The sequence below is a fragment of the Pseudomonas sp. fls2-241-R2A-110 genome, assembly GCF_030209165.1.
Lineage (GTDB): Bacteria > Pseudomonadota > Gammaproteobacteria > Pseudomonadales > Pseudomonadaceae > Aquipseudomonas.
Window position 1 is genome coordinate 1 of the sequence record NZ_JARVSN010000031.1, and the last position, 25,310, is coordinate 25,310.

Here is a 25,310-nt window from a genome sequence, read left to right on the forward strand (position 1 = left end):
TTCCGAAACCCCTATCTGCGTATGCAGGTAGGGGTTTTGTTTTGCCCGCAGGAAAATGCTCGTCCGTGATAGCACAAATTTGCACAGTTATTTTTGGTTCATGACACTAGAATAGGTCCAACTTTTTCGGAGCCAGAGCCTCTTATGCCAGATCCGGTTGACACCTCAAGGCTGTCAGAATTACCGCTGGAAGACCTGGTAGCGTGTCATGAGTGTGACTTGCTGATGCGCAAGCCTGAACTCGCCCGAGGCGAGAAAGCACTCTGCCCGCGCTGCGGCTACGAGCTCTATGCTCATCGACACAATGTCGTGCATCGCAGTCTCGCTTTGGTCATCGCCGCTTTATTGTTGTACATCCCGGCGAACTTTTTACCCATCATGCAGCTCAATCTACTCGGGCAGTCCTCGCAAGACACTGTCTGGACTGGCGTTGTCGGCTTGTTCGAGACCGGCATGCAAGGCGTCTCGGTGGTTGTATTCCTGTGCAGCATGGGGATCCCGCTGCTCAAGTTGCTCTGCCAATTAATGGTGTTGTTGAGCATCCGCTTTGATATCGGACGCAGCTACGGTTTGCTGCTCTACCGCATTTATCACCATCTACGGGACTGGGGGATGCTCGAGGTCTACCTCATGGGCGTACTGGTGGCGATCGTCAAACTGGCAGATATGGCAGCCATTACCGTAGGCCTTGGATTAGCGTGCTTTATCGGTTTGTTGTTGGTCCAGGTCTGGTTGGAGGTGGTGATGTCGCCTCATCAGATCTGGCAGGCTTTGTCAGGAGAGAATGCCCATGCGGGCGATTGATGCGGGCATTCTGATTTGTACCGAATGTCATGAATTGAACAAGCAGCAAGCGGACACCGACGAGCAGAGCTGCACCCGTTGTGGTGCGCTCGTGCATGTCCGTCGGCCGAACAGTCTAGTGCGTACCTGGGCGCTGCTGATAACCGCGGCGATTCTCTATATCCCGGCCAATATGCTGCCGATCATGACTGTCAGTTCCTTGGGGCAGGGTGATCCGAGCACCATCATGTCCGGCGTCATTCAGTTGGTTCAACACGGCATGATTCCCATCGCCGCCGTGGTTTTTATCGCCAGCATTCTGGTACCCACGTTCAAGTTGGTGGGAATCGCGTTGCTACTGTTTTCGGTGCAGCGCCGCCAACCACTCTCGGCACGACAGCGAATCTGGATGTACCGCTTCATTGAGTTCATCGGCCGCTGGTCGATGCTGGACATCTTTGTGATCGCCATCCTGGTGGCGGTCGTGAATTTCGGACGGCTTGCCAGCGTCGAAGCCAATCTTGGCGCCATCGCTTTCGCCAGTGTGGTGATTTTGACGATGCTTGCCGCAGTAACTTTCGATCCCCGACTGATTTGGGATAACACGGAGTCGGACGACGACCATGAATGACTTGCCTGTAGCTAAAACCCGACCGGCCTCGAACTGGTCTGCCATCTGGGTATTGCCCCTGATCGCATTGATCATCGGCGGCTGGCTCGGCTGGCGTGCCTATAGCGAAAACGGCATCGAGATTCAGGTGCGCTTCGAAAGCGGTGAAGGTATTCAGGCCAACAAAACCGAGGTGGTCTACAAAGGCATGTCGGTTGGCAAGGTTAAAGCCCTCAAGCTCGATGATGAAGGCAGTTCAAAAGGCGTCATCGCCACCATTGAGATGAACAAGGACGTTGAGCCCTACCTCAAGACGGGCACACGCTTCTGGCTGATCAAACCAAGCGTGACGCTTGCCGGTATCACCGGGTTGGAAACCCTCGTCTCGGGTAACTACGTCGCCGTCAGTCCCGGCGAAGGCGAACCCACTCGCAAGTTCAAAGCATTGGCCGAAGAACCACCGCTGTCGGACGCCAAACCCGGTCTACACCTGACGATCAAGGCTGATCGTCTCGGCTCGCTGAGTCGCGGCAGCCCAGTGTTCTATAAGCAAATCAAGGTCGGGCAGGTCAAAAGCTACGTGCTCTCCGAAGATCAAAGCACGGTTGAGCTCAAAGTCTTCATTGAGCCGACCTACGCCAACCTGGTGCGCAAACACACGCGTTTCTGGAACGCCAGCGGCATCAGCATCGACGCCAACCTGTCGGGCGTGAAAGTGCGCAGCGAATCCCTGGCCAGCATCGTCGCTGGCGGCATAGCGTTCGCCACACCGGAAAACCGCAAGGACAGCCCACCGACCGATCCAAGCCTGCCGTTCCGTCTCTATGAAGACTTCGACGCCGCTGCCGCCGGTATTCGGGTGAAGGTCAAGCTCAGTGACTTCGAAGGCTTGCAGGCCGGTCGCACGCCGGTCATGTACAAAGGCATCCAGGTCGGCAATCTCAAAGCGCTGAAGATCGATCCAGACCTGTCCGCCGCCACGGCCGAGTTGACCCTTGATCCATTGGCCGAAGATTATCTGGTCGAAGGCACTCAGTTCTGGGTAGTCAAACCGTCGATCTCGCTCGCCGGCATCACCGGTCTGGAAGCCTTGGTCAAAGGTAACTACATAGCCGTGCGACCGGGCGACAAAGGTGCGGCGCCGCAACGTGAGTTCGTGGCGCGTCCGAAAGCGCCGCCGCTGGACTTGCGCTCCCCGGGTCTGCACCTGGTGTTGTTCACCGAAAACCTGGGCTCACTGGAAGTCGGCAGCCCGATTCTCTACAAACAGGTCAAGGTCGGTTCGGTCCAGAGTTATCAGTTCTCCAAGGTCAAGAAGCAATTGGTCATTGGCGTGCACATTGAGAAAGAATACGAAGGACTGGTCAATGCCTCTACGCGATTCTGGAATGCCAGCGGTGTCACGCTCACGGGTGGATTGACCGGCGGGATCCAGGTCAAAAGTGAGTCGCTGCAAAGCCTGTTGGCCGGGGGCATTGCATTCGAAACCCCGCGAGCCAATGCGCCATTGAAGAAGCGCATCCCTCGTTTCCGTCTGTTCCCCAGCCATGAAGAGGCGAATCTCAAAGGCACCGTGGTGACCATCAAGGTTGACCGTGCTGATGGCTTACACAGTGGCACGGCGGTGAGATTCAAAGGCCTGGACGTTGGTAAGGTCGAAGACGTCGACCTCAGCGATGACCTGCAATCGGTCCTGCTCACCGCGCGAATCACCGAAGTCCCTGAGCGTATCGCCCGGGTCGGCAGCCAGTTCTGGGTGGTCAAGCCTGAACTTGGGCTGATCAAGACCTCGAACCTCGAGACCTTGGTCACTGGTCAATACATCGAAGTGCAGCCGGCACTGAAGAATCTTGGACCGCAGAAAAACTTTGTCGCCCTGGCCAATCCACCGGAAACGGCCAAGCAAGAAGCCGGTTTGAGCCTGGTATTGAGCGCCGCGCGCCGTGGTTCGTTGAAGATCGGTGTGCCTGTTACCTACCGCGAGGTCACTGTCGGCAAGGTGACAAGCTATGAGCTCGGCCAGACGGCAGATCGTGTATTGGTGCACATCCTGATCGAGCCAAAGTACGCGCCATTGGTACGCAGCGGCACGCGTTTCTGGAACACCAGTGGTTTCGGTTTCGACTATGGCTTGTTCAAAGGTGCGACGGTTCGTACCGAGTCGCTTGAGACACTGATTCAGGGCGGTATCGCCTTCGCTACGCCGGACGGTGAGCGCATGGGCAGCCCGGCGCGGGCTGAGCAAACCTTCCCGCTATTCGACAAGTTCGAAGATGAGTGGCTGACCTGGGCGCCGAAGATTGCCCTCGGTAAGCAGTAGGGTTAATTGGCGTCGGTGATGACGCCTTCGCGGGCAAGCCCGCTCCCACATTGATTTGGGCCGTACACAAAATTTGCAAACGGCGCTGACCACTGTGGGAGCGGGCTTGCCCGCGAAGGGGCCCTCAAGCTCACGTACAATGTCCAGCTCTAAACAAAAAAGGCCGCAATCCATTGGATCGCGGCCTTTTCATTGCCTTCGATTGATGCAGGTCAGACGGCATCCAGCTCCGGCTCATCCGCTTCAACGTTAACTACGGCCTTCACCTCATCGTGACGGCGAATGTACTTCCAGTCCGCCTCATCGATGTAGATCCCGTTAGGTCCGCTACCACCTTCCAGGTCAATCGCCACACTGGCGCAGACCTGTGGTTTCACGCTCGCCAGAATCGGTACGAAGCCCAGTTGCAGGCTGGTCTCCAGCAACGCGGCCTGGTTCTTCTCGTCGATGTCCGCCGCTTCGTCGAGGTAGTACGGCAGGCGCACACGACCGGCCTGGTCGCGGTCCATCAAGTGCAGCAACAAATACATGTTGGTCAGCGCCTTGATGGTCATCGTGGTGCCATTGGAAGCAGCGCCGTCGATGTCGGTGTGGATCACCGGCTGGCCGTTGACCTTGGTGATCTCGAACGCCAACTCGAACAAGTCCTTGAGGCCGAGCTGGTTGTGGTTCGCCGCCACCAGCCGCGCCAGGTATTCCTTGGCCTCTTCGTTCTTGTTGTCCTGCTCGGCGCTTTGGCTCAGGTCGAAGACGGAAAGGGTTTCGCCTTCTTCGTATTGGCCGGCGCTGTGGATGATCTGGTCGATGTGCTTGAGCGCTTCCTTGTTCGGCGCCAGTACGATACGGAAGCTCTGCAGGTTGGAGACCTGACGTTTGTTGATCTCACGGTTGAACAGTGCCAGTTGGTGCTCGAGGCTGTCGTAGTCGCTGCGAATGTTGCGCAGGGTCCGGGCGATGTCGGTGACCGCCGCACGGCGCGCTTTGCCGAGGGTCAGGGCTTCGTCGGTGCGGTGTGCATAGGCGTTGATCAGCAGTTGCAGTCGACGCTCCATATCGTCTTCGCTGTCGAACTTGGCCACGCCCTTGAGGCGAACCTGTGCATACAGCGCCTCGATCTGACCATCGCTGCGCTGCAAACCTTGCCAGCTGTCTTGATAGTCGTTGAGTAGCGGCAGCAGGTTGTCCATGGAATCGTCGATCGGGTCCATGAACGGCGTGCCGAACGGCAGGTCTGCCGGCAATAGCTGACGACGGCGCAGGGCATCGTCGAGGGTGCGTTGCTTGGCTTCCATGTCGCCGATTTGTCGACCAACCAGTTGCAGCTTGGCCGACAGTTGCTGGACGCGTTCGGTGAAGGCATCGCTGGAACGCTTCAATTCGTCCTGCGCGGCTTCCATCTGCGCCAGTTGTTCGAGCTTGTCGCCTTCTTCGGCGGTCAGGGTCTGCGTGCGACGGAAATCTTCCAGGGCTTTCTGCGCATCCAGCACTTGCTGATACAGCGCTTCGGTCTGGGTCTTGCTCGCGGCGCGATCAGCGGCCACGGCAGCTTGAGTTTTGAGCTGCTTGAGTTCTTTTTCCAGACGCTCTTTCTGATCGCGCAACGCCGCGCGGTCAGCCAGGGCCTGCAGGGCAGGGGGCTCGATGTTCGAGATGTCGATGGACAGACCCGGCACTTCGAAGCGCTCGCCTTTGAAGCCGTCGAGGATCAGCTCCATGGATTTGACCCACTGACCGTCCTCGTCCAGCGTGATGCCGTGCTCGCCCAGCGGCAGGCTGAACAGCGTGCTGTTGAACAGGCGCATCAGGCGCTCGACGTCCTGTTGCGAGAACTCCTCGCGCAGACGGGCGTAGCTGTTGTTGTCGGCGTGGTCGAGTTGCTGCTTGACCGACTTCAGGCGTTTTTCCAGATCGCGCAGACGCTCTTCCAGATCTTCGGCGCTGAACTGCCGCGACTGGGCCAGCGCACCGGCTAGTTCGTCGTGCGCGTCCTTGGCCGCGAGCAATTGCTGCTCCAGCACTTTGACGTCATCGACCAAGGCAAATCGATTCTTCAGCGCAGACAGTTCACCGAGCCAGCGCTGGATACCGGTGATTTCCCGTTCCAGGCGCATCAACTCCTGCGTACCACCGCGCTGATCGTTTTGCAGCGCGTCCTGTTCGTTGCGGTAATGTTCGGCCTGAATCGTTAGCTCTTCCTTGCGCGCACTGGCGTAGTCCGACCAGGTGCCGAGCAACGAGTCGAGCAGCGGCGAGATCCGGTGCAACTTGCCGCGCAGGATATTGCGCTGGGTCACGCCTGCCGCGAGGGCTTCAACCAACGGGCCGGCGGTGACCAGCGAGTTGTAGTCCTGCTCCATGCGTCGCACATCGCGGAAGGCTTCTTCACACGCGGCGATGTAATCGACACTGCCGGAACGCAAGCTGTGTTCGAAGGCATCGAGGAACAGTTGCTTGAGCTTGGCTGCAGTGATTTCGCGCATGTGCAGCAGGTTGATGAACAGGGCGCGGAAGGTCTTCAGGCTCTGCTCGCTGGTGGAGCGCAGCGGGATCAGTGTCAGGTCCAGCGGAACCGAGGTGTGACCACCAACCAGCAGGCGGCGCAGTTCATCCGGCTTGAGTTCGTAGGCTTTGAGGCCTTCGCGTTCAAGGTTGGTGAACAGCTCTTTCTGACGCAGGCACGTATCGTTCTTCTGATAGTGCGCCAGATCCAGTTTGCCGGCGTAGGCAAAGAACTGGTGACCGAAACCACCGCCAGGGCCGCGACCGACCACGCCGATCACGTGTGGACCGTGGGGCAGCGCGACTTCAACGAGGATGTAACTGGTGTCCGAGGCGAAGTAGAACCGTCGGGATTGTTCCAGGCTGTACTTGCCGAAACTCATGTCCGACATGCGCGCCAGAATCGGGAACTGCAGCGCGTTGATCGACGCAGATTTACCGAGGTTGTTCGCGCCGTAGACCGACAACGGTTCTTCCAGTGGAAACAGCCCGAGGCTGTAACCGGCGGTGTTCAAAAGGGCGAAGCGGCGGATGCCGTAGCGTTCCTTGCTCATGCGTCGGTCTCCTGTTCTTCGGCAATGGCGCGGGCCATGGCGTCTTCTTCGCTTTCTTCTTCGAAGTCACTAAGGTCCAGCGGATCGTCGGTTTGCAGCAGTTTTTCGTCGCTGTCGTCATCGATCAGGACTGGAACTGGCAACGGCAAGACGCTGTGCAGGCTGGCCGCCAGATCGCGGTCCTGCTGAACCGACAAGCACACATCGAGGAAACGGTGCATCGGCGGCAGGAAGCGATAGATGCCGTTTTCTTCGCCAGCGAAGCCGAGTTGGGTCATGCGGCGCATGATCTTTTCTTCCAGATCTTCAACGGTCTGCACTTCGGCCTGAATGAACAGGTCGCGGTACTTTTCCAGCAAGGAAGGCAATTCATCGCGACCGAGGCTGCCACCATCGAGCACGGCGACCGGGTCACGGCCCTGGTCGGCCAGGTGCTCGACGAGGATGAAGGTGAACAGCGCCAGACGCTGGGCAGTCTTGTTCACGGCGGCGGCGGCCAGGTCCGGGACGAAGTAGTAGAAGCCACGGGTGTCGCAGACCAGTTCAAAGCCCAATGCCTTGAACAGCGTGCGGTACTGGTCCTGGAAGTTCGACAGTTGGGCGTACAGCTCCGGGTCGCGGCGACTGACGTGGTAACCCTTGAACAGCTCGCGAAAGATCGGCGCCAGCTGGGACAGTTCGTTTAGATCAAGATGCATGTGGGGTGCTCGCAGAATCCTCGGCGGTGTCGCGGGCCGAGAGCAGGGCGAAGGAGCGCAGGCTGACCTGGTGCTCATGAGTGTGGTAATCGCGACGTTCCAGACGCTCGCGTTTGAAACGTTTCTCGCGAGACAGGCGCGAGAACCAATACAGCAATTCGTCGGTGGCGCCGTCCGGTTCCTGCTCCAGCAGCCAGGTCATCAGGTCCGGCATCGGCAGGGCGTCTTCGCAGCGTTCGAGCATTTCCCGAGCCGTGCGTGGCGCGCGTGGCGCTTCGCCTTTCTGGGTCTTGTGAGCCTTGGGGAAACGCGCCGGTTTCGGCTCGAATCGGGCCAGGGCATACACGTAGGCTTCGACCTGACTGGCGCTGCCGAGGAAGGTGCTTTGCGGCCGGGTGAACATCGGCATAGCGGCTTGTGGCACCGCATCGATCCCTTTACGGCGAATGGCCGACAGGGCCAGCGCCGCGCCACGGGTCACGGCGTTGTGGCGGCGGGCCTCTTCACGCAGCGGCAGCAGCAGTTCGCGGGCATGACGCAAGGTCAGTTGCGCGCTGGTCTGCATTTCGAGGATGCGCGCGTGGGTGCGCAGCAGCATGTCGTCATCGACCAGATGGCCGAGGCGCTGCTGTTCGCTGAGCATCTTCAGCAGTACGGTTTCGACCTTGCGCACGCCTTGTTCGAAGGCGCCGTCGGCGTTCACCAGATCGATCATCGGCTCGACGTATTCGTCCCAGGTCGCCAGTACTTCCGCATAACGCTGACGCAGCGGAATCTGCCGGTCGCTGGTCTTGGCCCGTTCGGCCACGGCTACCAGTGCCTGTTCGTCGTTGTCGAGTTTCTTCAGAACGTCGCGCACGCGCATGTCGAGCAGACGCAACTGGCGCGCCAGGTCGTGGCCGTCGCGAATGTCGAAGGCGTCCTGGATATAACCGGCCAGACGCTCGAGGTGACGCAAGTAGGCTTCGATTTCCAGGCACAGGCCCAGACGGTGCTCACGGCGCAGGTAAGCGAGGAAGTCGTGAATCTGTGCGTTGAGCTCGAAACGGTTCGGGCTTTTCGCCACCGGAACCAGAATGTCGAGGCGGATCCACACGTCCAGCAGGCTGGTGATGTCCTGCGGCGTACTGTCGAGTTGCTGGGCGGCCAGCTGCGTGCGCAGTTCGTTGAGGCTCAAGGTGCCCTGGTCGAAGTGCTCGCACAGTGGCTCCAGAAGTGCCCAGTGTTCAGCGAGGGCGCGCAAGACGCGCTTGGGTTCGATCATCGGAATGGCCGGCTGGTTAGCGATTAAAAGCCGCGATTGTACTGCATCACAGGCGTGTCGATTCACTCTCGGGACGGAGTGTCGGTTTTCTATCGATCAACAGCGGGCGATCTTTAGCGAAGGGCGGTAGAATCACCGCACTTTAGTTATCCACAAGTGGCCGACCTTTGCTTATCGAGTCCCGTCGCCGCGCCTATTTGACCGCCATGCAGGTGGTCAACTGGCTGCCGCGCACCGAATTGCCCTTTGCCGCGCCTTCGCGCCCCGAGCTGCTGGAGATTCCCGAGCCTCTGGTCGTCGCGCCAGTGGCGCCGGTTCCTGTGGCCGAAGCGCCCGTGGAACCCGTGGTCAAACCGGCCGAACGGGTGAAAATCGAGGTGCCACGTCCTTCCCTCGCCAGCACGCGCACGAACGCCAAGGTCGAGGAAGAGGAGGCGCCGGTCGCGCTCAAGGCTCCGGTCGTGCCGCCACCGCGTTTCGCCCTGCAATTGCTGCGCGCCGGTCGTTGCCTGCTGCTGGTGGAGTTACCCACAGGCGAAACCTTCCAGACCCGCGATCCCGCCTATCTGTTGCTCAAGGACATGCTGCGTGCCGCCGGTCTGCCGGACAGCCCGCAGATTGTCGGCGAGCCCGTGCGTTGGCCGTTGCTGGTGCGGGGCACCATGGATCAAGGTCCTGAAGCCGCCCGTGATTTTGTGCAGGGGTTTCTTTCGGCCCGCCTGGAAGACGCACCGTGCGTCTGCGTGTGGCTGATCGGCCTGCCGGCGGTGCGTTTTGCCGGGGAGGCGAATGCAGAATCCTTCAATCGCGAACTCCAGGTCGAAGGCCTGGGCTCGGTCTGGGCCCTGCCGGGCCTGGAATTATTAATGGAAGAGCCACAGCGTAAGGCTGATGTCTGGCAAGCCATGCGTCGGCTGATGGCGCGTTGGAAAGAATCGAATGAGTGACGCTGTATCGTTTCGCCCGATGACCGAGGCGGACCTGGACGCTGTCCTGAAAATTGAATACGCGGCGTACAGCCATCCCTGGACTCGCGGGATTTTTCTGGACGGGTTGGGCAAGTACCAGATCTGGCTGATGTTCGAAGGGCAGCAGCAGGTCGGTCATGGCGTGGTGCAGATCATCCTTGATGAAGCGCACCTGCTGAACATCACGGTCAAACCGGAAAACCAGGGGCGCGGCCTGGGCTTGACGCTGCTTGAGCACTTGATGTCCCGGGCGTATGAAGCCAAGGCGCGCGAGTGTTTCCTGGAAGTGCGTGACAGCAACCGTGGCGCGTTCAAGTTGTATGAGCGCTATGGGTTTAACGAGATCGGGCGGCGGCGGGATTACTACCCGGCGGTTGGCGGTCGCGAAGATGCGGTGGTCATGGCCTGCACATTGGTGGATTGAGTCACTTCAAGAACATCGCGGGCAAGCCCGCGATGGGGTCCTGACGGGCACTAAAGATCAACGATTACCGTCCATCGGATCGCGCCGCGCCAGTTCCTCTTCATCCAGCCCATTGCCTCCACCAATGTCGTCTTCATCGACAATGCTTAAATCCCAATCTGCCTGATTGCCTTCACCGGCCTCATGAGCATCGCGCGCGCCGTCTTCACGAATCAACGTTTCCGGGCTCATGTCGTCATCGGTGGGTTCATGGTCATTGGTCGAGGCGCCCGTCATTCCGGCCTCACGCACGCGTTCGCGGGGCATCAATCGCTCGCGTTCGTTTTCCGGCAGTTCATCGCCAATTCTGGTGCTGGGCTCTTCCTCGTCGAAATCAAGCTCATGCAGCGAGCCCATGCGGTCTTCGTTATCATCGATGGGCTCGGGTTGCGCCGCATCGTACGGACGTCGTGAATCAGTCATGGCAATTCCTCATACTGTGGGCCTTACTAAGGTGGACCCACGGGGCTCCTGAGAATTCCACCGGCCATAGTTGCATCAAGCGCGTGACCTCGACGGACGGTTGTCTGTCAAACCAGCGCATCATTCTTGAGGCTTTACAGCATGAACGAATTACAAGATCTGATTGATAACAACGAACGCTGGGCCGAAGCGATCAAACAGGAAGATCCGGACTTCTTCTCCAAGCTGGCCCGTCAACAGACGCCGGAATACTTGTGGATCGGCTGTTCCGATGCCCGCGTGCCGGCCAACGAAATCGTCGGCATGTTGCCGGGCGACCTGTTCGTCCACCGCAACGTGGCCAACGTGGTGCTGCACACGGACCTCAATTGCCTGTCGGTGATCCAGTACGCGGTCGACGTGCTCAAGGTCAAACACATCCTCGTCACTGGCCACTACGGCTGCGGCGGCGTGCGTGCCTCGATGCAGGACCGACAGCTGGGCCTGATCGACGGCTGGCTGCGCTCGATTCGTGATCTTTATTACGAAAAGCGTGAAGAACTGGCCGTGCTGGCGACCGAAGAGGAGCGGGTAGACCGTCTTTGCGAGCTCAACGTGATCCAGCAGGTCGCCAACGTCGGGCACACCAGCATTGTGCAAAACGCCTGGCATCGCGGGCAGAGCCTGTCGATCCACGGTTGCATCTATGGCATCAAGGACGGTCGCTGGAAAAGCCTGAACACGACCATCAGCGGTTTTGAGCAACTGCCGCCGCAGTACCGTCTGCGTCCGGTTGAAACGCAGTAGAGCGTTTCGACTGAGATTACGCCGACGCCTAAACAGCAGGTGATCGGGCGCATGAGCTGAATGACATTGCGCGTGAGCCATCGCTCACGCGCAACATCTACAGGCGATTACAGCGCTGGCACTGGCACCGCTGTCTCGGGCGCCGGGGCTTGCAGCTGTTTGAGCTGCGATTGGATCGGCGTCGTCGCGCACTTGGCCACGGCTTGTTCAGGCGTCAGGTTGCGGATCGAGGTGTAGAACAGCTCACAGGTTTTCTCTTTCTGGGTCACTTGCCAGGTCTGCGTGCAGCTTTTCAGCTGAACGGCAGGATCGCTGCCCGGTTTGCTGCCCATGCCGGCTTGCCAGCAGGCGGCGCTCAAATCCTGCCCCATGACGGTCAGCCCAGCGGCATCGGCCTTCGCCTGGGCGTCTTCGCCGGTGTAGGTGGCCGGATCGGCGGCGTACCAGATATAACTTGGGTGATTGGAACCCAGCACCGGCACGTTCACCCCGGCGCTCGGGCTGATCGTGGCCAGCCCCAGCACATTCACGGTCGGGCCATATTGCTGCTTGATCCAGTTACGCACCGGCGCGCCGAAGGCAACCATCGGCAATGCCGCACCGTGGGCGTTCTGGCTGACTTCCTTGACCATGGTGGTCTGGTAGTCCTTGAAATAACCGTAGACACCTTCCAGATCCTTGCCAGCAGTGGCCGGCGCGGCAATCGGCGCGATGTCGATGATGGTCTGATAGCCCGGCGTCTGGGCGGCTGGAATACCGTTGTCCGTCAGCAGTGTGGCCCAGCGATCCGTGGTGGCCGAGCGCAGGTAGTCCTGGGCCTGAGTCAGGGAGTAATCCGGCGGGAAGTGCAACAGTTCGACACTTTTGCGATTTTCCAGAGCCATGCCCAGCGGCAGGAACAGATACCAGCTGTAGGCCCATTTGCCATCGACGTTGAGTTTTTTTGCGCCGGAGTAAGCGAGGTCGCCCGCATCGAGCAGCCTGGCCAGCGGTTTTTCGTAACCCTTTGGCACGCCGCTGATGTCGGCGTAGAGGTGGTCGTTATCGGTTTTGACCCGTACTTTCGCGGTGCTGTAACCATCGCGTTGCACGCTTTGGGTCAGGTAATGCTCGACGGTCTGCTCAAGCGTCCAATGACGGAAGCAGATGACGTTGCAGTTGTTGGGATAAGAGAACAGCCGCGTGACGCGTTCGGTGCTGCCCAGTTTCAGATCGACGTCGGCGTGAGCGGCGGCGCTCAGGGTGAGCGCCGCGAGGGTAAGTCCTGTCAGTTTTAACATGCTCAGATCCTTTTCAGCGTGGACCCGCGTTAATCGCGGGCCATAGCTACTTAAGCAGATCGGCCGACAATCGCTCAGCTGAACCTCAAACGAGTCAGGTGATAGTCCGGGTAATACATCAGGCACACGAGGATGCCCCCGACCATGAACAGCAAAAACACCAACTGCAGCGGGCTCAAGTGCGCCCAATGCAGCGCCGTCAGCCATGGCCGTCGGGCGCTGAGTTCAGGGTCGAGCTGCCCGATGCGCCGTTTGTGCAGGAGACCGATCAGCATAAAGCCGAGGTAAGTCACCACGCCCGGCCAACCGAGCATGATCCCGAACAGCAACGCGAGCACGGCTTGTGGTCCACCATGTCGTATCACCAGCCAGCGGGTGTCCGGGTTCCAGTGCCGGGGCACGAGGCCCTCGGTCAGCCAAAGGTCCTGGACGATAAATTGCGACGTGATCGGCACCCACCAACTCAGGGCGAAGCGCAAAAAACAGACCGGAACGAAGGCCAATATCAACGGCATGCCGATGCTGTAGCCCAGGGATTTGTGCTCGGTCGGCAAATAAAACAAAAACATCGCCAGGGCAATACTCGCCCAGACCTGCACCCAGGTTTCGTCGGCGATGGGGCGTGGCAAAAAACGTCGCCAGTGAAAGACATCGGCATGGGGCAACCGTAAACGCAATTGCGGATAGCGCCACTTGAGGGTTTGCGCCAGGTCATGACAGGCCTGCCACTCGTTCTGGCCGAAGCCGTCGATCATTTTCTTCTGTTGGCCATCCTTCATCGGGTTCATCAGCAACTGCGCGGCCTGAACGTCGGCGGCCCAGGTCCGGCTGTCTTGCGCCTTGGCGCGCAGGTTTTCGTAAAAACTCTCCTGATGGCAGCGTTCCATCAAGGCCGCCCACGTCGACGCAGGCTCTGGATGAATACCTTTTTCGTCGTCCCAGCCAAACACCTGCCCGACGCGGTCAAACAGCGGCAGGCTCCATTCGGTATCGCTGAACAGTTGCAGGATGATTCGCTGCCATTCCTGGCGACGATCAAACACTTGTAGCCAAGGCTGCGCCGTATAGTTTTTGAGCAAGGTGAGAAACTCTCGCTCCTTGCCGCCTTCAAGCAATTCCTGCAACGCCTGCCGATAATCCTGCAGCAAACCGCTGGCGAGGGCGTCTCGCTGCCAATCGGTCATTTGAACGTTTTGCCAGGGCGCCAACCAATCGAGGTGCTGGACTGCCCACTTAGCGACCGGATTGCGCAGACCCGGATGATCGAAGCACAGCGCCAGCAACAACTGCTCAAACGCTTGGGCGCATTGCTGTTGTTGTGCCTGCGCCCAACGTTCGGTCAGGTTCTGTTCCGTGAGTCCGTCGATCAATGCCCGCGCCGCTAACGCCTGCGGCGCGACAAGCGGCTCGTGCAATGGCTTAGCATGGAAAGGTGCAAGGTTCAGCGAGCGTAGCGGAGGCGGACTTTCAAGTTTCAAGGGGTGCAGAAAGGGAGGGTTTTCGATGTTCAGCGGTTGAAGGTCGAGCACAGCGGACCACGCCTGTAGGTTGGCGTGATTCGGCTGTTCTGCGCCTTCGGCCATGGCGACGTCGTACTCGGGCGAAGCATTTTCGGCCCGCCATTGGGCAGCTTCCAGCGCATGCTCATAGGCTTCGCGCAAACGCTGGAAACCCTCGGGGTCTTCATCGGGCCGGAAGGTTTTCAGCAGTCGCGCGTAACTGCGCTTGATGGTGCGCGCGTCGGCGTCTTCGGGTAACTGCAGTAATGACCAGCAATCCATGTTGGCGCTCCTTACTGCCAGAGGCCGTTGTCCAGTGAGCTCAATTGCTGCGTCAACTCACTGCGCGCCTCACGAATCCGGCGTTCGTCCTGAGAATCAAGCACGTGCTGAAACTGTTTGGCCCAATGACCGATCTGTTCACGCATCTGCCCCAGGCTTTCCTGATAGAGACGCTCAAGACGTGCGGTCAAAACAGTATTCACCTGCTGATCGCGAGGGTGAATCTTCAACAGTGCCAGGCCCGCGAGCCGCTGCTGAATCTCCTCGGGTGTCAGCACGCCGGGATTGTTCTCGATCACCAGCGAGTGCAGGTCACCTGTCAATGGGACCACCACTTGGGCCTCGAGCAAACCGTTGTTGTCATAGGTGAAGCGCACGTCCAGCGCGACTTCGCCAGCCTTGCGTTTCGGCACTTTGATGTCCAGTTCGCCCAGCGCCACGTTGTCTTTGACCAGGCGGCTTTCGCCCTGATAGATCTTCAGCAGCACATGTTCCTGGTTATCGTGCAGGGTGTAGACGGTCTTGACCCGGCTCACCGGCACGATGCTGTTGCGCTCGATAATCGGCAGGTAATGGCCACTTTCGAATTGCTGGCCGACCTGGGTCGAGGTCTCGATGCCCAACGTGTAGGAACAGACGTCCGTCAGCACCACTTCTTCCAGTGCGGCGGAACGTGCCTTGAGCGCTGCTTGAATGGCCGCGCCATGGGCCACGACTTCGTCCGGGTCGAGGCTGATCGAGGGGAAACGCCCGAACAGCCCGGCGGCCAGTTTGCGCACCAGCGGCATGCGCGTCGTGCCGCCCACCAGCAGGATTTCGTCGAGGTCACTGACGCGAATGCGCGCGTCTCTCAGCGCCCGTTCAATCGGCGTGCGCAGGCGTTCGAGCAACGGTGTGTAGAGGCTGGCCAATTGTTGTTGGGTGATGGTTTGCGTCCATTGCTGGCCATCGACCCTCAGGCTGAATTCGGCGCTGGCGTCTTGACCCAACGCTTTGCGTACGCGCTCGGCTTCACGACGCAGAGGCTGGATGATGCTGGCGCGGTCGGGGAAATGATCAGTGTTGCGATGGTGTTCGAGAAAGTGCTCGAGCAGCACGCTGTCGAAATCCTCGCCACCGAGGAAGTTGTCGCCGGCGCTGGCACGCACTTCCATGACGCCATCGAACAGCTCCAGGATCGACACGTCGAAGGTGCCGCCGCCAAGGTCGAAAACCAGGAACGAGGTTTCCTTGTCCCGTTGGTGCAGCCCGTAAGCCAGGGCGGCGGCGGTCGGCTCGTTGATCAGCTTATCGACCTTCAGGCCGGCCAGCTCACCGGCAATGCGCGTCGCCTTGCGCTGGGCATCGCTGAAGTAGGCCGGCACGCTGATGACGGCTTCGTGCACGGTTTCGCCAAAGGCCCGTTCCACGTCTTCCTTCAGGCTTTTGAGCACCAGCGCCGAAAGCTCCTCGGGACGGAAGGTTCGGTCCCCGAGGCGCACTTCGGTTGCGCTGCCCATGTGGCGCTTGAACAGCGAAGCGGTCTGGCGTGAGTGGGTGTGCAAACGCTCACGGGCGGCCTGGCCCACCAAAACGCGGCCCTGATCATCGAGGCCAACCACACTGGGTGTGAGGAACTGGCCCAGGGCATTGGGCACCAATTCACTGGATTCTCCACGCCAGACGGCGACAAGGCTGTTGGTGGTCCCCAGGTCAATCCCTACGATCATTGCAATGAACTCCCTTTACGGCCTGCAAAAAAACGCAAGGATATTCCCGGAGCAGCGGGCCGGTAAAGGAAAGTAGTGGCATTGAGCTATTATTTTCGACGGAGCGTGTTCCAGCCCTCAGACGTCGAACACAAGCGCGTTGGTCAAGTCACCCATTGGCTTCTGTCCGCTGGCAATCATCGCCTGGTCGCGCTGCTTGAGTCCGTCGAGTTGCTCAAGCCCGAACACCCGTGTGATCAGCCGCAGAATCGATGCCGTGTCGTAGACGGTGTGATCCACCGTGCCCTTGCGCGCAAACGGCGAAACCACCAGGGCCGGCACCCGTGAGCCCGGTCCCCAGCGATCGCCTTTTGGCGGTGCTACGTGGTCCCACCAGCCGCCGTTCTCATCGACAGTGACCACGACCACCATGTTTTTCCACTGCGGGCTTTCGCGCAGCACTTTCAGGGCGCGGACGATGTGCCGGTCGCCGGACGCTACATCGGCGTAACCGGCGTGCATGTTCAGGTTGCCCTGGGGTTTGTAGAAACTCACCGCCGGGAGTTTGCCGGCCTCGGCATCGGCGAAGAACAGGTTGGTGCTCGACTCATCGCCCAAGCCTGCGTCCCGCAGCCGTTTGCTGCGCTCGGCAGGGTTCTCGGGCCCTTGCTGTTTGAAGTAGTTGAACGGCTGATGGTGATACTGGAAGTTGGGGATTTTCGGAATGCCGCCAGAATCCTTGTACTGATCCAGCGTCGCTTGCCAGGCCCCGGCGTACCAGGCCCAGTCAACGTTCTTCTTCGAGAGCTTGTCGCCGATGTGCTCGTGGGTCTGCGGGACCAGCACGTTCGGCAGGTCAGGCTTGGCATACGCCGGGCGCTGCGGGTCACGAATCCAGGTCGGCCAGTAGGGCGGCGCGAGTGTGTTGACGCCATAGCCGTCCGGCGTCAGTGCGCTGGGGCCGAATTGCGGTGGGCCGGTCATGGCGCTGGCGGGGGATTTCTCCAGCGGTTTGAGGCGCGGATCCAGCGGATCATCGCTTTGCAGCGTCGCGATCTGCGCCTTGGCCACGGAGTTGGCTGCGTCAGGATAGAACGGCGCAGTGGCGCTGATCAGGTACTGGTGGTTGAGAAACGAGCCACCGAAGGCGCCCTGGAAAAAGTTATCGCAGAGAACGAACTCCCGGGCAACGTCCCACAAGCGCAGGGAATATCGACTCTGGGCGTAATGGCCCATGGTCAATCCGCCGGAGTCGGCCCACGCGACGAAACTGTCATTCTTGCCGCCGTTGATTTGCATCTGGTTCTGATAGAACACGTGCCACAGGTCGCGCGTCACCAGCCCAAACGGCAAATCTTCAGCGTTGGGGCCCTTGAGCGCAAATGGCGCGTTTGGCAGGTGCTCCTGAAACTGGGTTTCGCTGGGGTAAGTCACACCATCGAGGGTTTGCGGGCCAATCTGCAGCACGCCGCCCCACGCCGGTGGCAGCGCCTGCAACAGACTGCCATCGCGATCACGTTGTTGATACTCGGCAGGCTTGAGCGCCGACAGCGGCTTTTCAACCCCTGGGAAGTCGCCGAACAGGTTATTGAAGCTGCGGTTCTCGGCGTAGATCACCACCACGGTTTTCACCTGGTCATGCAGGGCCTTGTCCATTTGCGCGGGGGACAAAGGATGCTCGCCCGGTTTGCCCGAGTCGTCGCTCTGACTGCCGCAGGCACTTAAAGTGGCACCGACGCCAAGCACCGCAACACCGCCGAGAAAGCGACGGCGACTGGTGTCTGCAGGGTGATCGTCGTCAGGGGCGGGGGTGTTGCTTGGGTCTTTGTCGTCGTTCATGCCGAATTCCTTTTTGCCCAGATTGTTGCAATATGTTTCGGCGGGACGCTAGCAGCGGGATGTGACAGAAGGGTGACGACCCTGAATACGAGCGAATTGCAAATGTGGGAGCGAGCCTGCTCGCGATGGCGTCGTTACAGTCAATATTGATGTCGACTGGAACATCGCTATCGCGAGCAGGCTCGCTCCCACAGTGTTTTATGGTGTCCTTGAAACGGTTACGGCATCACCGGTGCCGTGTACGTCAGCGTTGTCCCCAGCGCCCACAGCAGGAACAGCACCAGCGGCGTGTGCACCAGCAACTGCACGAACGAAAAGCCGATCAAGTCCCGCGCCTTCAACCCGAGCACGCCCAGCAGCGGCAGCATGTAGAACGGGTTGATCAGGTTCGGCAGGGCTTCGGCGGCGTTGTAGATCTGCACGGCCCAGCCCAGGTGGTAGTTCAAGTCAGTGGCCACTTGCATGACGTACGGCGCTTCGATGATCCACTTGCCGCCGCCGGACGGGATGAAGAAACCGAGAATCGCCGAGTACACGCCCATCAGCAGTGCATACGTATCGTGGGACGCGATGCTGACGAAGAACGTCGAGATGTGGTGGGCCAGGGTCTGTGCGTCGGTGCCTTTGACGGTGGTCATCAGCGCGGCGATCGAGCCATACAACGGAAACTGGATCAGCACGCCAGTGGTGGTCGGCACCGCACGGGCCACGGCATCGAGGAAGCTGCGCGGACGCCAGTGCAGCAAGGCGCCGAGCATGATGAACAGGAAGTTGTAAGTGTTCAGGCCCGAGATCGCGCTGATCGCAGGTTTGGTCGAAAACTCGTGGAACAACCATCCTGCTGCCAGCAGCACCAGCACAATGATCAGCAGCGGGCTGTGTTCCAGCCATTCGCCGGGGCGGGTGCGCGGTTGCAGCGGTGGCAGGTTGAAACTCGGGTCGATGCCGCAGGCTTGGGCGTCACGGGCCGTGTTCGGCCCCGGTGCGGTGGCATAGGCAATGATCAGCGAGACCACGATCAACGCCAGCAACATCACGCCGGACTGCCAGAGAAAAATCGTTTGGGTAAAGGGAATGACGCCGGTGATCGACAGAATCGACGGCGGCAGACTGGCCGGGTTGGCCTGCAATTGCGCCGCGGAGGACGACAGACCCAAGGCCCACACAGCGCCAAGCCCCAGATAGGCGGCGGCACCAGCGGCGCGGTAATCCATTTTCAGGTCGACACGGCGGGCGAGGGCACGCACCAGCAGACCGCCGAACACCAATGACAACCCCCAGTTCAGCAAGGACGCGACCATGGAAATCAGCGCGACCCAGGCCACGGCCGAACGGCCGTTTTTCGGGATGCGCGCCAAACGGTCAATGAGCTTCACTGCGGGAGGCGAGCTGGCGACCACATAACCGCCGATCACCACGAACGCCATCTGCATGGTGAACGGGATCAGGCTCCAGAAACCGTCACCGAAAGCCATCGCCGCATCAGTGGGTTTGGCGCCCATGACCATCGTTGCCACGGCGACAATGATCACCGCCAGAGCCGCAAATACCCAGGAATCGGGGAACCAGCGTTCGGCAAAACTTGAACAGCGCAGGGCAAAGCGGGCGGAGCGGGTATCTTCGATATCAGCGGCCACGGGACTACCTCGAATTTTTTGTGTTTATTGTGGTCCGCGGGGGGCTTTAAAAAGACACTTCAAAGGCCCGTCTGGACAGGTGCCAACAGTAAATCAATCAGTCATTTTTTGTGACGAAGTTTAGCCAGTCTGAGACTTTGGTCTAACGGGTTGTCCGTGGGCGCATTTGCGTAGACCATGAGCGCCTTGGTTTTTGCCTGTGCCAGAGTTCTTTTCATGACTGCCAACACCGATGCGCGCCCGGCGCCGTTTTCCCGCTCGGACTACAAGACCCTCGGCCTTGCGGCCCTTGGCGGTGCGCTGGAAATCTATGACTTCATCATTTTCGTATTTTTTGCGCTGACCCTCAGCCAGCTGTTCTTCCCGCCGCAAATGCCCGAGTGGCTACGTTTGCTGCAAAGCTTCGGCATCTTCGTCACCGGCTATCTGGCGCGTCCATTGGGAGGAATCCTGATGGCGCACTTCGCCGACCGATTGGGGCGCAAGAAGGTGTTCAGCCTGAGCATCTTGATGATGGCGCTGCCGTGCCTGTTGATCGGGATCATGCCGACTTACGCTCAGATCGGTTATTTCGCACCGCTGCTGCTGTTGGTCTTGCGGGTTCTGCAAGGCGCGGCGGTGGGCGGTGAAGTGCCGAGCGCCTGGGTGTTCGTTGCCGAGCACGCACCGGCCGGGCATCGCGGATATGCCTTGGGCTTTCTACAGGCCGGGCTGACCTTCGGCTACTTGATCGGCGCCCTGACGGCGACCTTTCTGGCGCAGGCCTTCACCCCGGCAGAAATCCTTGATTACGCCTGGCGCTACCCGTTTCTGTTGGGCGGCGTGTTTGGTGTGATTGGTGTCTGGCTGCGTCGCTGGCTCAGTGAAACCCCGGTGTTCATGGCCATGGAGGCCCAGCGCGATGCGGCGGTCGAACTGCCGCTGCGCACGGTCTTGCGTGAACATCGCCTGGCGATGTTGCCGGCCATGATCCTCACCTGCGTACTGACATCGGCGGTGGTGGTGTTCGTGGTCATTACCCCGACCATGATGCAGAAAACCTTCGGCATGACCGCCAGCCACACCTTCGCCTTGAGTGCCTTGGGCATTGTTTTCCTGAACATCGGCTGCGTCCTCGCCGGGCTGCTGGTCGATCGCATCGGCGCCTGGCGCACCGTCATGCTCTATAGCCTGCTGCTGCCGCTGGGCATTGGTGTGCTCTATACGTGCCTGATCATTGGTGGCAACTGGATCGGCTTGGCGTACGCCATTGCGGGCCTTGGTTGCGGGGTTGTCGGGGCGGTGCCGTCGGTGATGGTCAGCCTGTTTCCGGCACGGATCCGCGTTTCGGGAATTTCCTTCACCTACAACATTGCCTACGCGGCGTGGGCGAGTATCACACCGCTGTTGCTGATCGGTCTGATGCCATGGAGCCCTTGGATCTGCGTGATCTTCTGTGCAGTGATGGGCGCGGTGGGCGTGAGCAGCGCGGCGTATTTCGGCACCCGGATGCCACGAGTCGAGCGCTGTCCGGCCGCTGGCACGATATGAATAAAGGGTTGGGTGTCGTGTCGATGCCGGAACTATTTTTGTAGGACAAGACTGAAACACTCTTCAGAAAATACCCATAAGGCCGATGGCTAGGCTGCATACCGCTTTCTATCCCTGTCCATCGGTACTTTCCCATGTTCAACAAACGCTTAAAGCAGGAGCTGTCGGCTCTTCGCGAGGAACTCTCCAGCCTTCAGCAAGTGAGGGACAGTCTGGAAAGCGAGATGCTGGTCTTGACCCTTGATGCCGAAGGGCGCATTCATTCGGTGAACCAGAACTTCATCGACGAGATGCTCTACAAGAGCAACGACCTGATCGGGCGGCACATCGAGGACATCGTTCCGGCTCATGTGAAATCCGATGAATTCCATCACCGCTTCAAGTCCGCACTCAACCGTGGTGAGCATTTTGCCGGCACCGTGCGTTTGCTGCGGGGTAATGGCCAGGAAGCGTGGCTGCGTTCGATTGCGCAACCCGTGCGGTCTTCGAACGGCAAGATCAAGTGTTTCTCGATTTACTCCAGCGACCTGACCCGCACCATCGAGGCGTCCCGCGAACATGAGAACCTGATCGGCGCTCTGGTGCGTTCCACGGCGGTGATCGAGTTCGACCTCAATGGCAACGTGCTGATGGCCAACGAGCGATTCCTCAGCGGCATGGGTTACAGCCTGGCGCAGATCAAAGGCAAACATCACCGCATGTTCTGCGAGCCTGAGGACTACAACAGCGCTGAGTATCAGAATTTCTGGCGTCGCTTGAACGCGGGTGAGTTCGTTGCCGAGCGCTTCAAGCGTGTGGACAGCCACGGTCGGGTGGTCTGGCTGGAGGCGTCCTACAACCCGGTGTTGGACGCCAACAACAAGCTCTACAAAGTGGTGAAGTTTGCCACCGTGATAACCGATCAAGTCAATCAGGAACAGGCGGTCGCCGAAGCGGCCAACATCGCCTATAGCACCTCGCAGCAAACCGACCAAAGCGCCCAGCGCGGCACGACGGTGGTGACGCAGGCGGTGAATGTGATGCGCGACCTGGCCAAGCACATGCAAACCGCCGGCGAAGGCATCGAAGCACTGAACGAGCAATCGCTGGTCATCGGCACCATCGTCAAAACCATCAGCGGCATTGCCGAACAAACCAACCTGCTGGCGCTTAACGCGGCCATCGAAGCGGCCCGTGCCGGTGAACAGGGGCGGGGTTTTGCCGTGGTTGCGGACGAAGTCCGGCAACTGGCTTCGCGCACCAGCCAGGCCACCGATGAAATCGTCGGCGTGGTGCGCCAGAACCAGGACATGGCGCGCAATGCCGTGGCCCTGATGACCGACGGCCAACTCCAGGCCGAACAAGGTCTGGCGCTGGCAGCGGAGGCTGGCACAGTGATCGTCGAGATTCAGGACGGTGCGCAGAAAGTGGTGAACGCGGTCGGACAGTTTGCCAATCAGCTGGCGACTTGATGCCTGCCCTCCTGGTGGAAATCGCTACAATCGGCGTTTTCCCCAGGAGCAGCCCTCATGAGCGTTTCTCACCGCCGTCCGGTTCCCTTGTCCAAGGCTTATCGCCTGCTCAATCACGGGCCGACCGTGCTGGTCAGTGCGGCGCATGATGACCAACGCAATATCATGGCCGCCGCCTGGGCCATGCCACTGGATTTCGAACCGCCAAAAATTGCCGTGGTGCTGGATAAATCCACCTGGACCCGGCAACTGCTGGAAGCCTCGGGAACATTCGTATTGAACGTTCCCTGCGCTGCTCAGGCCGACATCGTGCAGACCGTCGGCTCGACATCGGGCCTGGAACTGACCCAAAGCCAGGGCCAGGACAAGTTCCAAACCTATGGCCTGCAGACGTTCAACGGTGAGCTGATCGACGCACCCTTGCTTGAAGGCTGTGTTGCATGGCTGGAATGCCGGCTGCTGCCAGAGCCTGACAACCATCAGCAGTACGATCTATTCCTGGCCGAAGTGATTGCCGCACAGGCTGATGAGCGGGTGTTCAGCGAGGGCCGTTGGCACTTCGAAGGGCACGATGCCTTGCGCACCTTGCACCACGTCGCGGGCGGGCATTTCTTGACGATCGGCGATCCGGTGGACGGCAAGACTTTAAAGGCTTAAGCCCGGGGCCTTACAAACGAATGTGATTTTTCGGATGGCTGCGTGTCGGGCGGGTCATCAGAAAGTCGTGCAACAATGACACCGATGCCGAGAACACCAGGGTCATGGCGCAATACAGGGCCGTGGTCAGCCAATGGTTCAGCGAGATCGGCGCCTCGTCCATGAACGGGGCGATCATCAGAAACCCGACGATCGCCCCCAGCCCTGTGCGCAGCAGCGTCAGGAAACTGGTCCCGACTTCCGCCGTGACCTTGTAGATCGTCTCGAACCGGTCGCGCATGCGGTCGCTTTTCAACCGATGGATTTTCTTGTGGATGCACACCGCGACATAGATCGTCAGCAGGCATCCACCATGATTGAGAATAGGGGCGCTGGCCAGCAATGACTGGAGAATGGCTTGCAGTTCGGCCTGATTGGTCGAGTTGATCAACAGGGGCACCGCGCCAAGAATGAAGCCCACGATCAGCTCTGTTTTAAAGCGTCTCAAAAACACACCGGAATCTTTGCGCGAATTGCTCTTCCAACGGTTGCTCATCAAATGTAACGCCTTGGTGGTTGTGAAAAAGTGGAGGGGCGCAGAGGCCTTTGGCAGTCAGACCGATGGGTCAAACTGTGACGTCTGCGCTCCGTGAAACACTTTAAAACAACCGCTGAAACACTTATGTATGAAGCTTCCGAACGTGTTGGAAGGCATTTCCTACCGTGCTGTGGTCTGCGGGCTTTACACCCATACATCGTTCTGAGCGGTGCGTTCGCCACCTTCGCTGCCGGTGTTCAACACACCTTTGGGCTCGATCAACAGCAACTTTACTTCCTGTGTGGCAGAGGGTTTGTGCTCGACTCCCTTTGGCACCACATACATTTCGCCTGCATTCACCAGAACGTGGCCATCGCGAAAATCGATGCGCAGTTGCCCATCGAGAACGATGAAGGTTTCGTCGGTATCCAGGTGATCGTGCCAGATGAAATCCCCCAGCAGTTTCACCACTTTGAACTGGTAGTCGTTCATTTCGGCAATGACTCGCGGCGACCAGTGCGCGTCGATCCGGGCGATTTTTTCAGCGAAGTTCAGGCTGTGGTAAGCGTTCATGAAGCAGGCCTCGTGGTTGATCGTGAACCCACGTTAACCAGCCCGTCGGCAGGCTTCTTGTACGATTGTGCGTGGCTTTGCGCGTGGCTCAGCGGCGATGCATCTTCATCCAGCGTGCGGGCGAGAGGCCGTATGTCTTGCTGAATTGCCGGGTCATGTGGCTCTGATCGTTGAAGCCGGCGATCAGCGCGGCGCTGACCAGTGACTGGCCCTGGATCAGCAGCGAGCGGACCAGGTCCAGGCGACGCATGGTCAGATAGCGATAAGGGCTGGTGCCGAACAACAGGCGAAAATCGCGCGACAGGCTCCAGCGGTCACGACCGCTGTGTCGTGCCAGTTCCTCCAGGGTTACGGTGCGATCCAGTGCGCTGTGGATGAACGCCCGCGCGCGCTCCGCGGCCACGTAGTCGAAGCTCTGGCGTGGGGAGGAGGTCGCTCCCGAAACGCTGTTCAAGGCCTGCGCCAGATCGAACAACGCGTCCTGTTCCTCCAGAGGATCGAGAGGGCAATCGAGGCTGCGCAGCAATACGTCAGTGGCGGCGAACAGGCGCGGGTCGGTCGACAATCCGGTCTTGATGAAGGGCAGCGGCTTACCGCCGAGGATCTGCTGAATCAGCGCCGGTTCGATGTACATCATCTGGTATTTGAATCCGGCCTCGGTGCCCGCCTCGCCATCGTGGGCTTCGTCCGGGTGCAGCACCAACGTTCCGCCCGGCAGACTGTGGCGCCAGGCGCCACGGTACTGAAAGCTCTGCACGCCGGCCAGGGTGCGGCCAATCGCATAGGTGTCGTGGCGGTGAAGGTCGTAACCGTGGCCCGCAAAAAACGCCTCGAAACGCTGAACCCCGCCAACGTCGGGCGCGCGGTGGAACCAATCAATGGGCGGGGTGTGCCAGGTCATGGAAGTGATGTCTTGAACTCAGTTGAGAATACGGTAACCCAGTGACCCGCTACCTGTCTGGAGGCGCCGGCAAAAGTTGTTCACCTCG

The 25,310-nt window shown here is 59.6% G+C and carries 20 protein-coding genes and 2 pseudogenes; 10 read left to right on the plus strand and 12 right to left on the minus strand.

The window, feature by feature from the left end:
* Nucleotides 1-144: 144 nt before the first annotated feature.
* From QRN31_RS24900 to QRN31_RS24910, 3 genes are read left to right on the plus strand one after another with little or no spacing between them, the layout of a single operon-like run.
* Nucleotides 145-804: a paraquat-inducible protein A gene (locus QRN31_RS24900; RefSeq protein ID WP_285435172.1), complete on the plus strand. Its 660-nt coding sequence runs from the start codon at nt 145-147 to the stop codon at nt 802-804.
* Nucleotides 791-1,414, plus strand: a complete 624-nt coding sequence (locus QRN31_RS24905) for a paraquat-inducible protein A (RefSeq protein WP_285435174.1) — start codon at nt 791-793, stop codon at nt 1,412-1,414. Before QRN31_RS24900 ends, QRN31_RS24905 begins: the two co-directional genes overlap by 14 nt.
* Complete coding sequence (locus QRN31_RS24910) at nt 1,407-3,713, plus strand: PqiB family protein (RefSeq protein ID WP_285435175.1); 2,307 nt, start codon at nt 1,407-1,409, stop codon at nt 3,711-3,713. Before QRN31_RS24905 ends, QRN31_RS24910 begins: the two co-directional genes overlap by 8 nt.
* A gap of 212 nt (nt 3,714-3,925) precedes the next feature.
* On the opposite strand, the gene mksF is transcribed toward QRN31_RS24910, so the two are convergent.
* The 3 genes from mksF to mksB are packed head-to-tail and all read right to left on the minus strand — an operon-like array spanning nt 3,926 to nt 8,728.
* Nucleotides 3,926-6,766: an Mks condensin complex protein MksF gene (gene mksF / locus QRN31_RS24915; RefSeq protein ID WP_285435177.1), complete on the minus strand. Its 2,841-nt coding sequence runs from the start codon at nt 6,764-6,766 to the stop codon at nt 3,926-3,928.
* The gene (gene mksE / locus QRN31_RS24920) at nt 6,763-7,464 is read right to left on the minus strand and encodes an Mks condensin complex protein MksE (RefSeq protein WP_222588453.1); all 702 of its coding nucleotides are present in this window, start codon (nt 7,462-7,464) and stop codon (nt 6,763-6,765) included. Before mksE ends, mksF begins: the two co-directional genes overlap by 4 nt.
* Nucleotides 7,454-8,728 (minus strand): Mks condensin complex protein MksB, encoded by a 1,275-nt coding sequence (gene mksB, locus QRN31_RS24925; RefSeq protein WP_285435178.1) that lies wholly within the window; start codon nt 8,726-8,728, stop codon nt 7,454-7,456. The genes mksE and mksB overlap by 11 nt, the downstream gene beginning before the upstream one ends.
* A 206-nt stretch (nt 8,729-8,934) precedes the next feature.
* On the opposite strand from mksB, the gene QRN31_RS24930 reads away from it, so the two are divergent.
* Complete coding sequence (locus tag QRN31_RS24930) at nt 8,935-9,675, plus strand: energy transducer TonB (RefSeq protein ID WP_285435325.1); 741 nt, start codon at nt 8,935-8,937, stop codon at nt 9,673-9,675.
* Nucleotides 9,668-10,120: a ribosomal protein S18-alanine N-acetyltransferase gene (gene rimI, locus QRN31_RS24935; RefSeq protein ID WP_090179968.1), complete on the plus strand. Its 453-nt coding sequence runs from the start codon at nt 9,668-9,670 to the stop codon at nt 10,118-10,120. The genes QRN31_RS24930 and rimI overlap by 8 nt, the downstream gene beginning before the upstream one ends.
* A gap of 57 nt (nt 10,121-10,177) precedes the next feature.
* Here the strand turns inward: rimI and QRN31_RS24940 are convergent, their stop codons facing one another.
* Nucleotides 10,178-10,582, minus strand: a complete 405-nt coding sequence (locus QRN31_RS24940; RefSeq protein WP_285435179.1) for a serine kinase/phosphatase — start codon at nt 10,580-10,582, stop codon at nt 10,178-10,180.
* A 141-nt stretch (nt 10,583-10,723) separates the two neighbouring features.
* Here QRN31_RS24940 and can point away from each other — a divergent pair, with 141 nt between their 5' ends.
* On the plus strand, nt 10,724-11,368 hold the full coding sequence (gene can / locus QRN31_RS24945) for a carbonate dehydratase (RefSeq protein WP_285435181.1): 645 nt from the start codon (nt 10,724-10,726) through the stop codon (nt 11,366-11,368).
* Nucleotides 11,369-11,475: 107 nt separating this feature from the next.
* Here the strand turns inward: can and QRN31_RS24950 are convergent, their stop codons facing one another.
* The 5 genes from QRN31_RS24950 to QRN31_RS24970 form a co-directional block, all read right to left on the minus strand.
* Nucleotides 11,476-12,648: a hypothetical protein gene (locus QRN31_RS24950; RefSeq protein ID WP_285435183.1), complete on the minus strand. Its 1,173-nt coding sequence runs from the start codon at nt 12,646-12,648 to the stop codon at nt 11,476-11,478.
* A 74-nt stretch (nt 12,649-12,722) separates the two neighbouring features.
* Complete coding sequence (locus tag QRN31_RS24955; RefSeq protein WP_285435185.1) at nt 12,723-14,429, minus strand: J domain-containing protein; 1,707 nt, start codon at nt 14,427-14,429, stop codon at nt 12,723-12,725.
* A gap of 11 nt (nt 14,430-14,440) precedes the next feature.
* Nucleotides 14,441-16,138, minus strand: coding sequence for a molecular chaperone HscC (locus QRN31_RS24960; RefSeq protein ID WP_285435187.1), 1,698 nt, complete (start codon nt 16,136-16,138; stop codon nt 14,441-14,443).
* A gap of 117 nt (nt 16,139-16,255) precedes the next feature.
* Nucleotides 16,256-17,956 (minus strand): acid phosphatase, encoded by a 1,701-nt coding sequence (locus tag QRN31_RS24965; protein ID WP_285435188.1) that lies wholly within the window; start codon nt 17,954-17,956, stop codon nt 16,256-16,258.
* Nucleotides 17,957-18,174: 218 nt separating this feature from the next.
* Nucleotides 18,175-19,593 carry a short-chain fatty acid transporter gene (locus QRN31_RS24970; protein WP_285435189.1) on the minus strand — a complete coding sequence of 473 codons (1,419 nt, stop codon included), beginning with the start codon at nt 19,591-19,593 and terminating at the stop codon, nt 18,175-18,177.
* Nucleotides 19,594-19,809: 216 nt separating this feature from the next.
* On the opposite strand from QRN31_RS24970, the gene QRN31_RS24975 reads away from it, so the two are divergent.
* The 4 genes and pseudogenes from QRN31_RS24975 to QRN31_RS24985 all read left to right on the plus strand — a co-directional run bounded on the left by QRN31_RS24975 (nt 19,810) and on the right by QRN31_RS24985 (nt 23,231).
* A complete protein-coding gene (locus QRN31_RS24975; protein WP_285435191.1) occupies nt 19,810-21,123 on the plus strand; it encodes an MFS transporter in 1,314 nt (437 codons plus the stop codon).
* A 224-nt stretch (nt 21,124-21,347) separates the two neighbouring features.
* A pseudogene (locus QRN31_RS31690) lies at nt 21,348-21,986 on the plus strand (PAS domain-containing protein); the annotation flags it as partial.
* Nucleotides 21,987-22,136: 150 nt separating this feature from the next.
* A pseudogene (locus tag QRN31_RS31695) lies at nt 22,137-22,574 on the plus strand (methyl-accepting chemotaxis protein); the annotation flags it as partial.
* Nucleotides 22,575-22,631: 57 nt separating this feature from the next.
* Nucleotides 22,632-23,231 carry a flavin reductase family protein gene (locus QRN31_RS24985; protein ID WP_285435194.1) on the plus strand — a complete coding sequence of 200 codons (600 nt, stop codon included), beginning with the start codon at nt 22,632-22,634 and terminating at the stop codon, nt 23,229-23,231.
* A 10-nt stretch (nt 23,232-23,241) separates the two neighbouring features.
* Here QRN31_RS24985 and QRN31_RS24990 read toward each other — a convergent pair whose 3' ends face one another.
* From QRN31_RS24990 to QRN31_RS25000, 3 genes are all read right to left on the minus strand, one after another.
* A complete protein-coding gene (locus QRN31_RS24990) occupies nt 23,242-23,766 on the minus strand; it encodes a hypothetical protein (RefSeq protein WP_090179997.1) in 525 nt (174 codons plus the stop codon).
* 186 nt (nt 23,767-23,952) lie between these two features.
* Complete coding sequence (locus QRN31_RS24995) at nt 23,953-24,321, minus strand: cupin domain-containing protein (RefSeq protein ID WP_285435197.1); 369 nt, start codon at nt 24,319-24,321, stop codon at nt 23,953-23,955.
* Between the two features lie 88 nt (nt 24,322-24,409).
* Nucleotides 24,410-25,222 carry an AraC family transcriptional regulator gene (locus QRN31_RS25000; protein ID WP_285435198.1) on the minus strand — a complete coding sequence of 271 codons (813 nt, stop codon included), beginning with the start codon at nt 25,220-25,222 and terminating at the stop codon, nt 24,410-24,412.
* Between the last annotated feature and the right edge of the window lie 88 nt (nt 25,223-25,310).

What these genes read in the sequence shown, in the direction of transcription:
- rimI (WP_090179968.1), top strand. Translation starts at nt 9,668, where the DNA reads ATGAGTGACGCTGTATCGTTTCGCCCGATGACCGAGGCGGACCTGGAC.
- QRN31_RS24955 (WP_285435185.1), bottom strand. Translation starts at nt 14,429, where the DNA reads ATGGATTGCTGGTCATTACTGCAGTTACCCGAAGACGCCGACGCGCGC.
- QRN31_RS24905 (WP_285435174.1), top strand. Translation starts at nt 791, where the DNA reads ATGCGGGCGATTGATGCGGGCATTCTGATTTGTACCGAATGTCATGAA.
- QRN31_RS24910 (WP_285435175.1), top strand. Translation starts at nt 1,407, where the DNA reads ATGAATGACTTGCCTGTAGCTAAAACCCGACCGGCCTCGAACTGGTCT.
- can (WP_285435181.1), top strand. Translation starts at nt 10,724, where the DNA reads ATGAACGAATTACAAGATCTGATTGATAACAACGAACGCTGGGCCGAA.
- QRN31_RS24960 (WP_285435187.1), bottom strand. Translation starts at nt 16,138, where the DNA reads ATGATCGTAGGGATTGACCTGGGGACCACCAACAGCCTTGTCGCCGTC.
- QRN31_RS24990 (WP_090179997.1), bottom strand. Translation starts at nt 23,766, where the DNA reads ATGAGCAACCGTTGGAAGAGCAATTCGCGCAAAGATTCCGGTGTGTTT.
- mksF (WP_285435177.1), bottom strand. Translation starts at nt 6,766, where the DNA reads ATGAGCAAGGAACGCTACGGCATCCGCCGCTTCGCCCTTTTGAACACC.
- QRN31_RS24985 (WP_285435194.1), top strand. Translation starts at nt 22,632, where the DNA reads ATGAGCGTTTCTCACCGCCGTCCGGTTCCCTTGTCCAAGGCTTATCGC.
- QRN31_RS24975 (WP_285435191.1), top strand. Translation starts at nt 19,810, where the DNA reads ATGACTGCCAACACCGATGCGCGCCCGGCGCCGTTTTCCCGCTCGGAC.
- mksB (WP_285435178.1), bottom strand. Translation starts at nt 8,728, where the DNA reads ATGATCGAACCCAAGCGCGTCTTGCGCGCCCTCGCTGAACACTGGGCA.
- QRN31_RS24995 (WP_285435197.1), bottom strand. Translation starts at nt 24,321, where the DNA reads ATGAACGCTTACCACAGCCTGAACTTCGCTGAAAAAATCGCCCGGATC.
- QRN31_RS24965 (WP_285435188.1), bottom strand. Translation starts at nt 17,956, where the DNA reads ATGAACGACGACAAAGACCCAAGCAACACCCCCGCCCCTGACGACGAT.
- QRN31_RS24950 (WP_285435183.1), bottom strand. Translation starts at nt 12,648, where the DNA reads ATGTTAAAACTGACAGGACTTACCCTCGCGGCGCTCACCCTGAGCGCC.
- QRN31_RS24940 (WP_285435179.1), bottom strand. Translation starts at nt 10,582, where the DNA reads ATGACTGATTCACGACGTCCGTACGATGCGGCGCAACCCGAGCCCATC.
- QRN31_RS24900 (WP_285435172.1), top strand. Translation starts at nt 145, where the DNA reads ATGCCAGATCCGGTTGACACCTCAAGGCTGTCAGAATTACCGCTGGAA.
- QRN31_RS24930 (WP_285435325.1), top strand. Translation starts at nt 8,935, where the DNA reads ATGCAGGTGGTCAACTGGCTGCCGCGCACCGAATTGCCCTTTGCCGCG.
- mksE (WP_222588453.1), bottom strand. Translation starts at nt 7,464, where the DNA reads ATGCATCTTGATCTAAACGAACTGTCCCAGCTGGCGCCGATCTTTCGC.
- QRN31_RS25000 (WP_285435198.1), bottom strand. Translation starts at nt 25,222, where the DNA reads ATGACCTGGCACACCCCGCCCATTGATTGGTTCCACCGCGCGCCCGAC.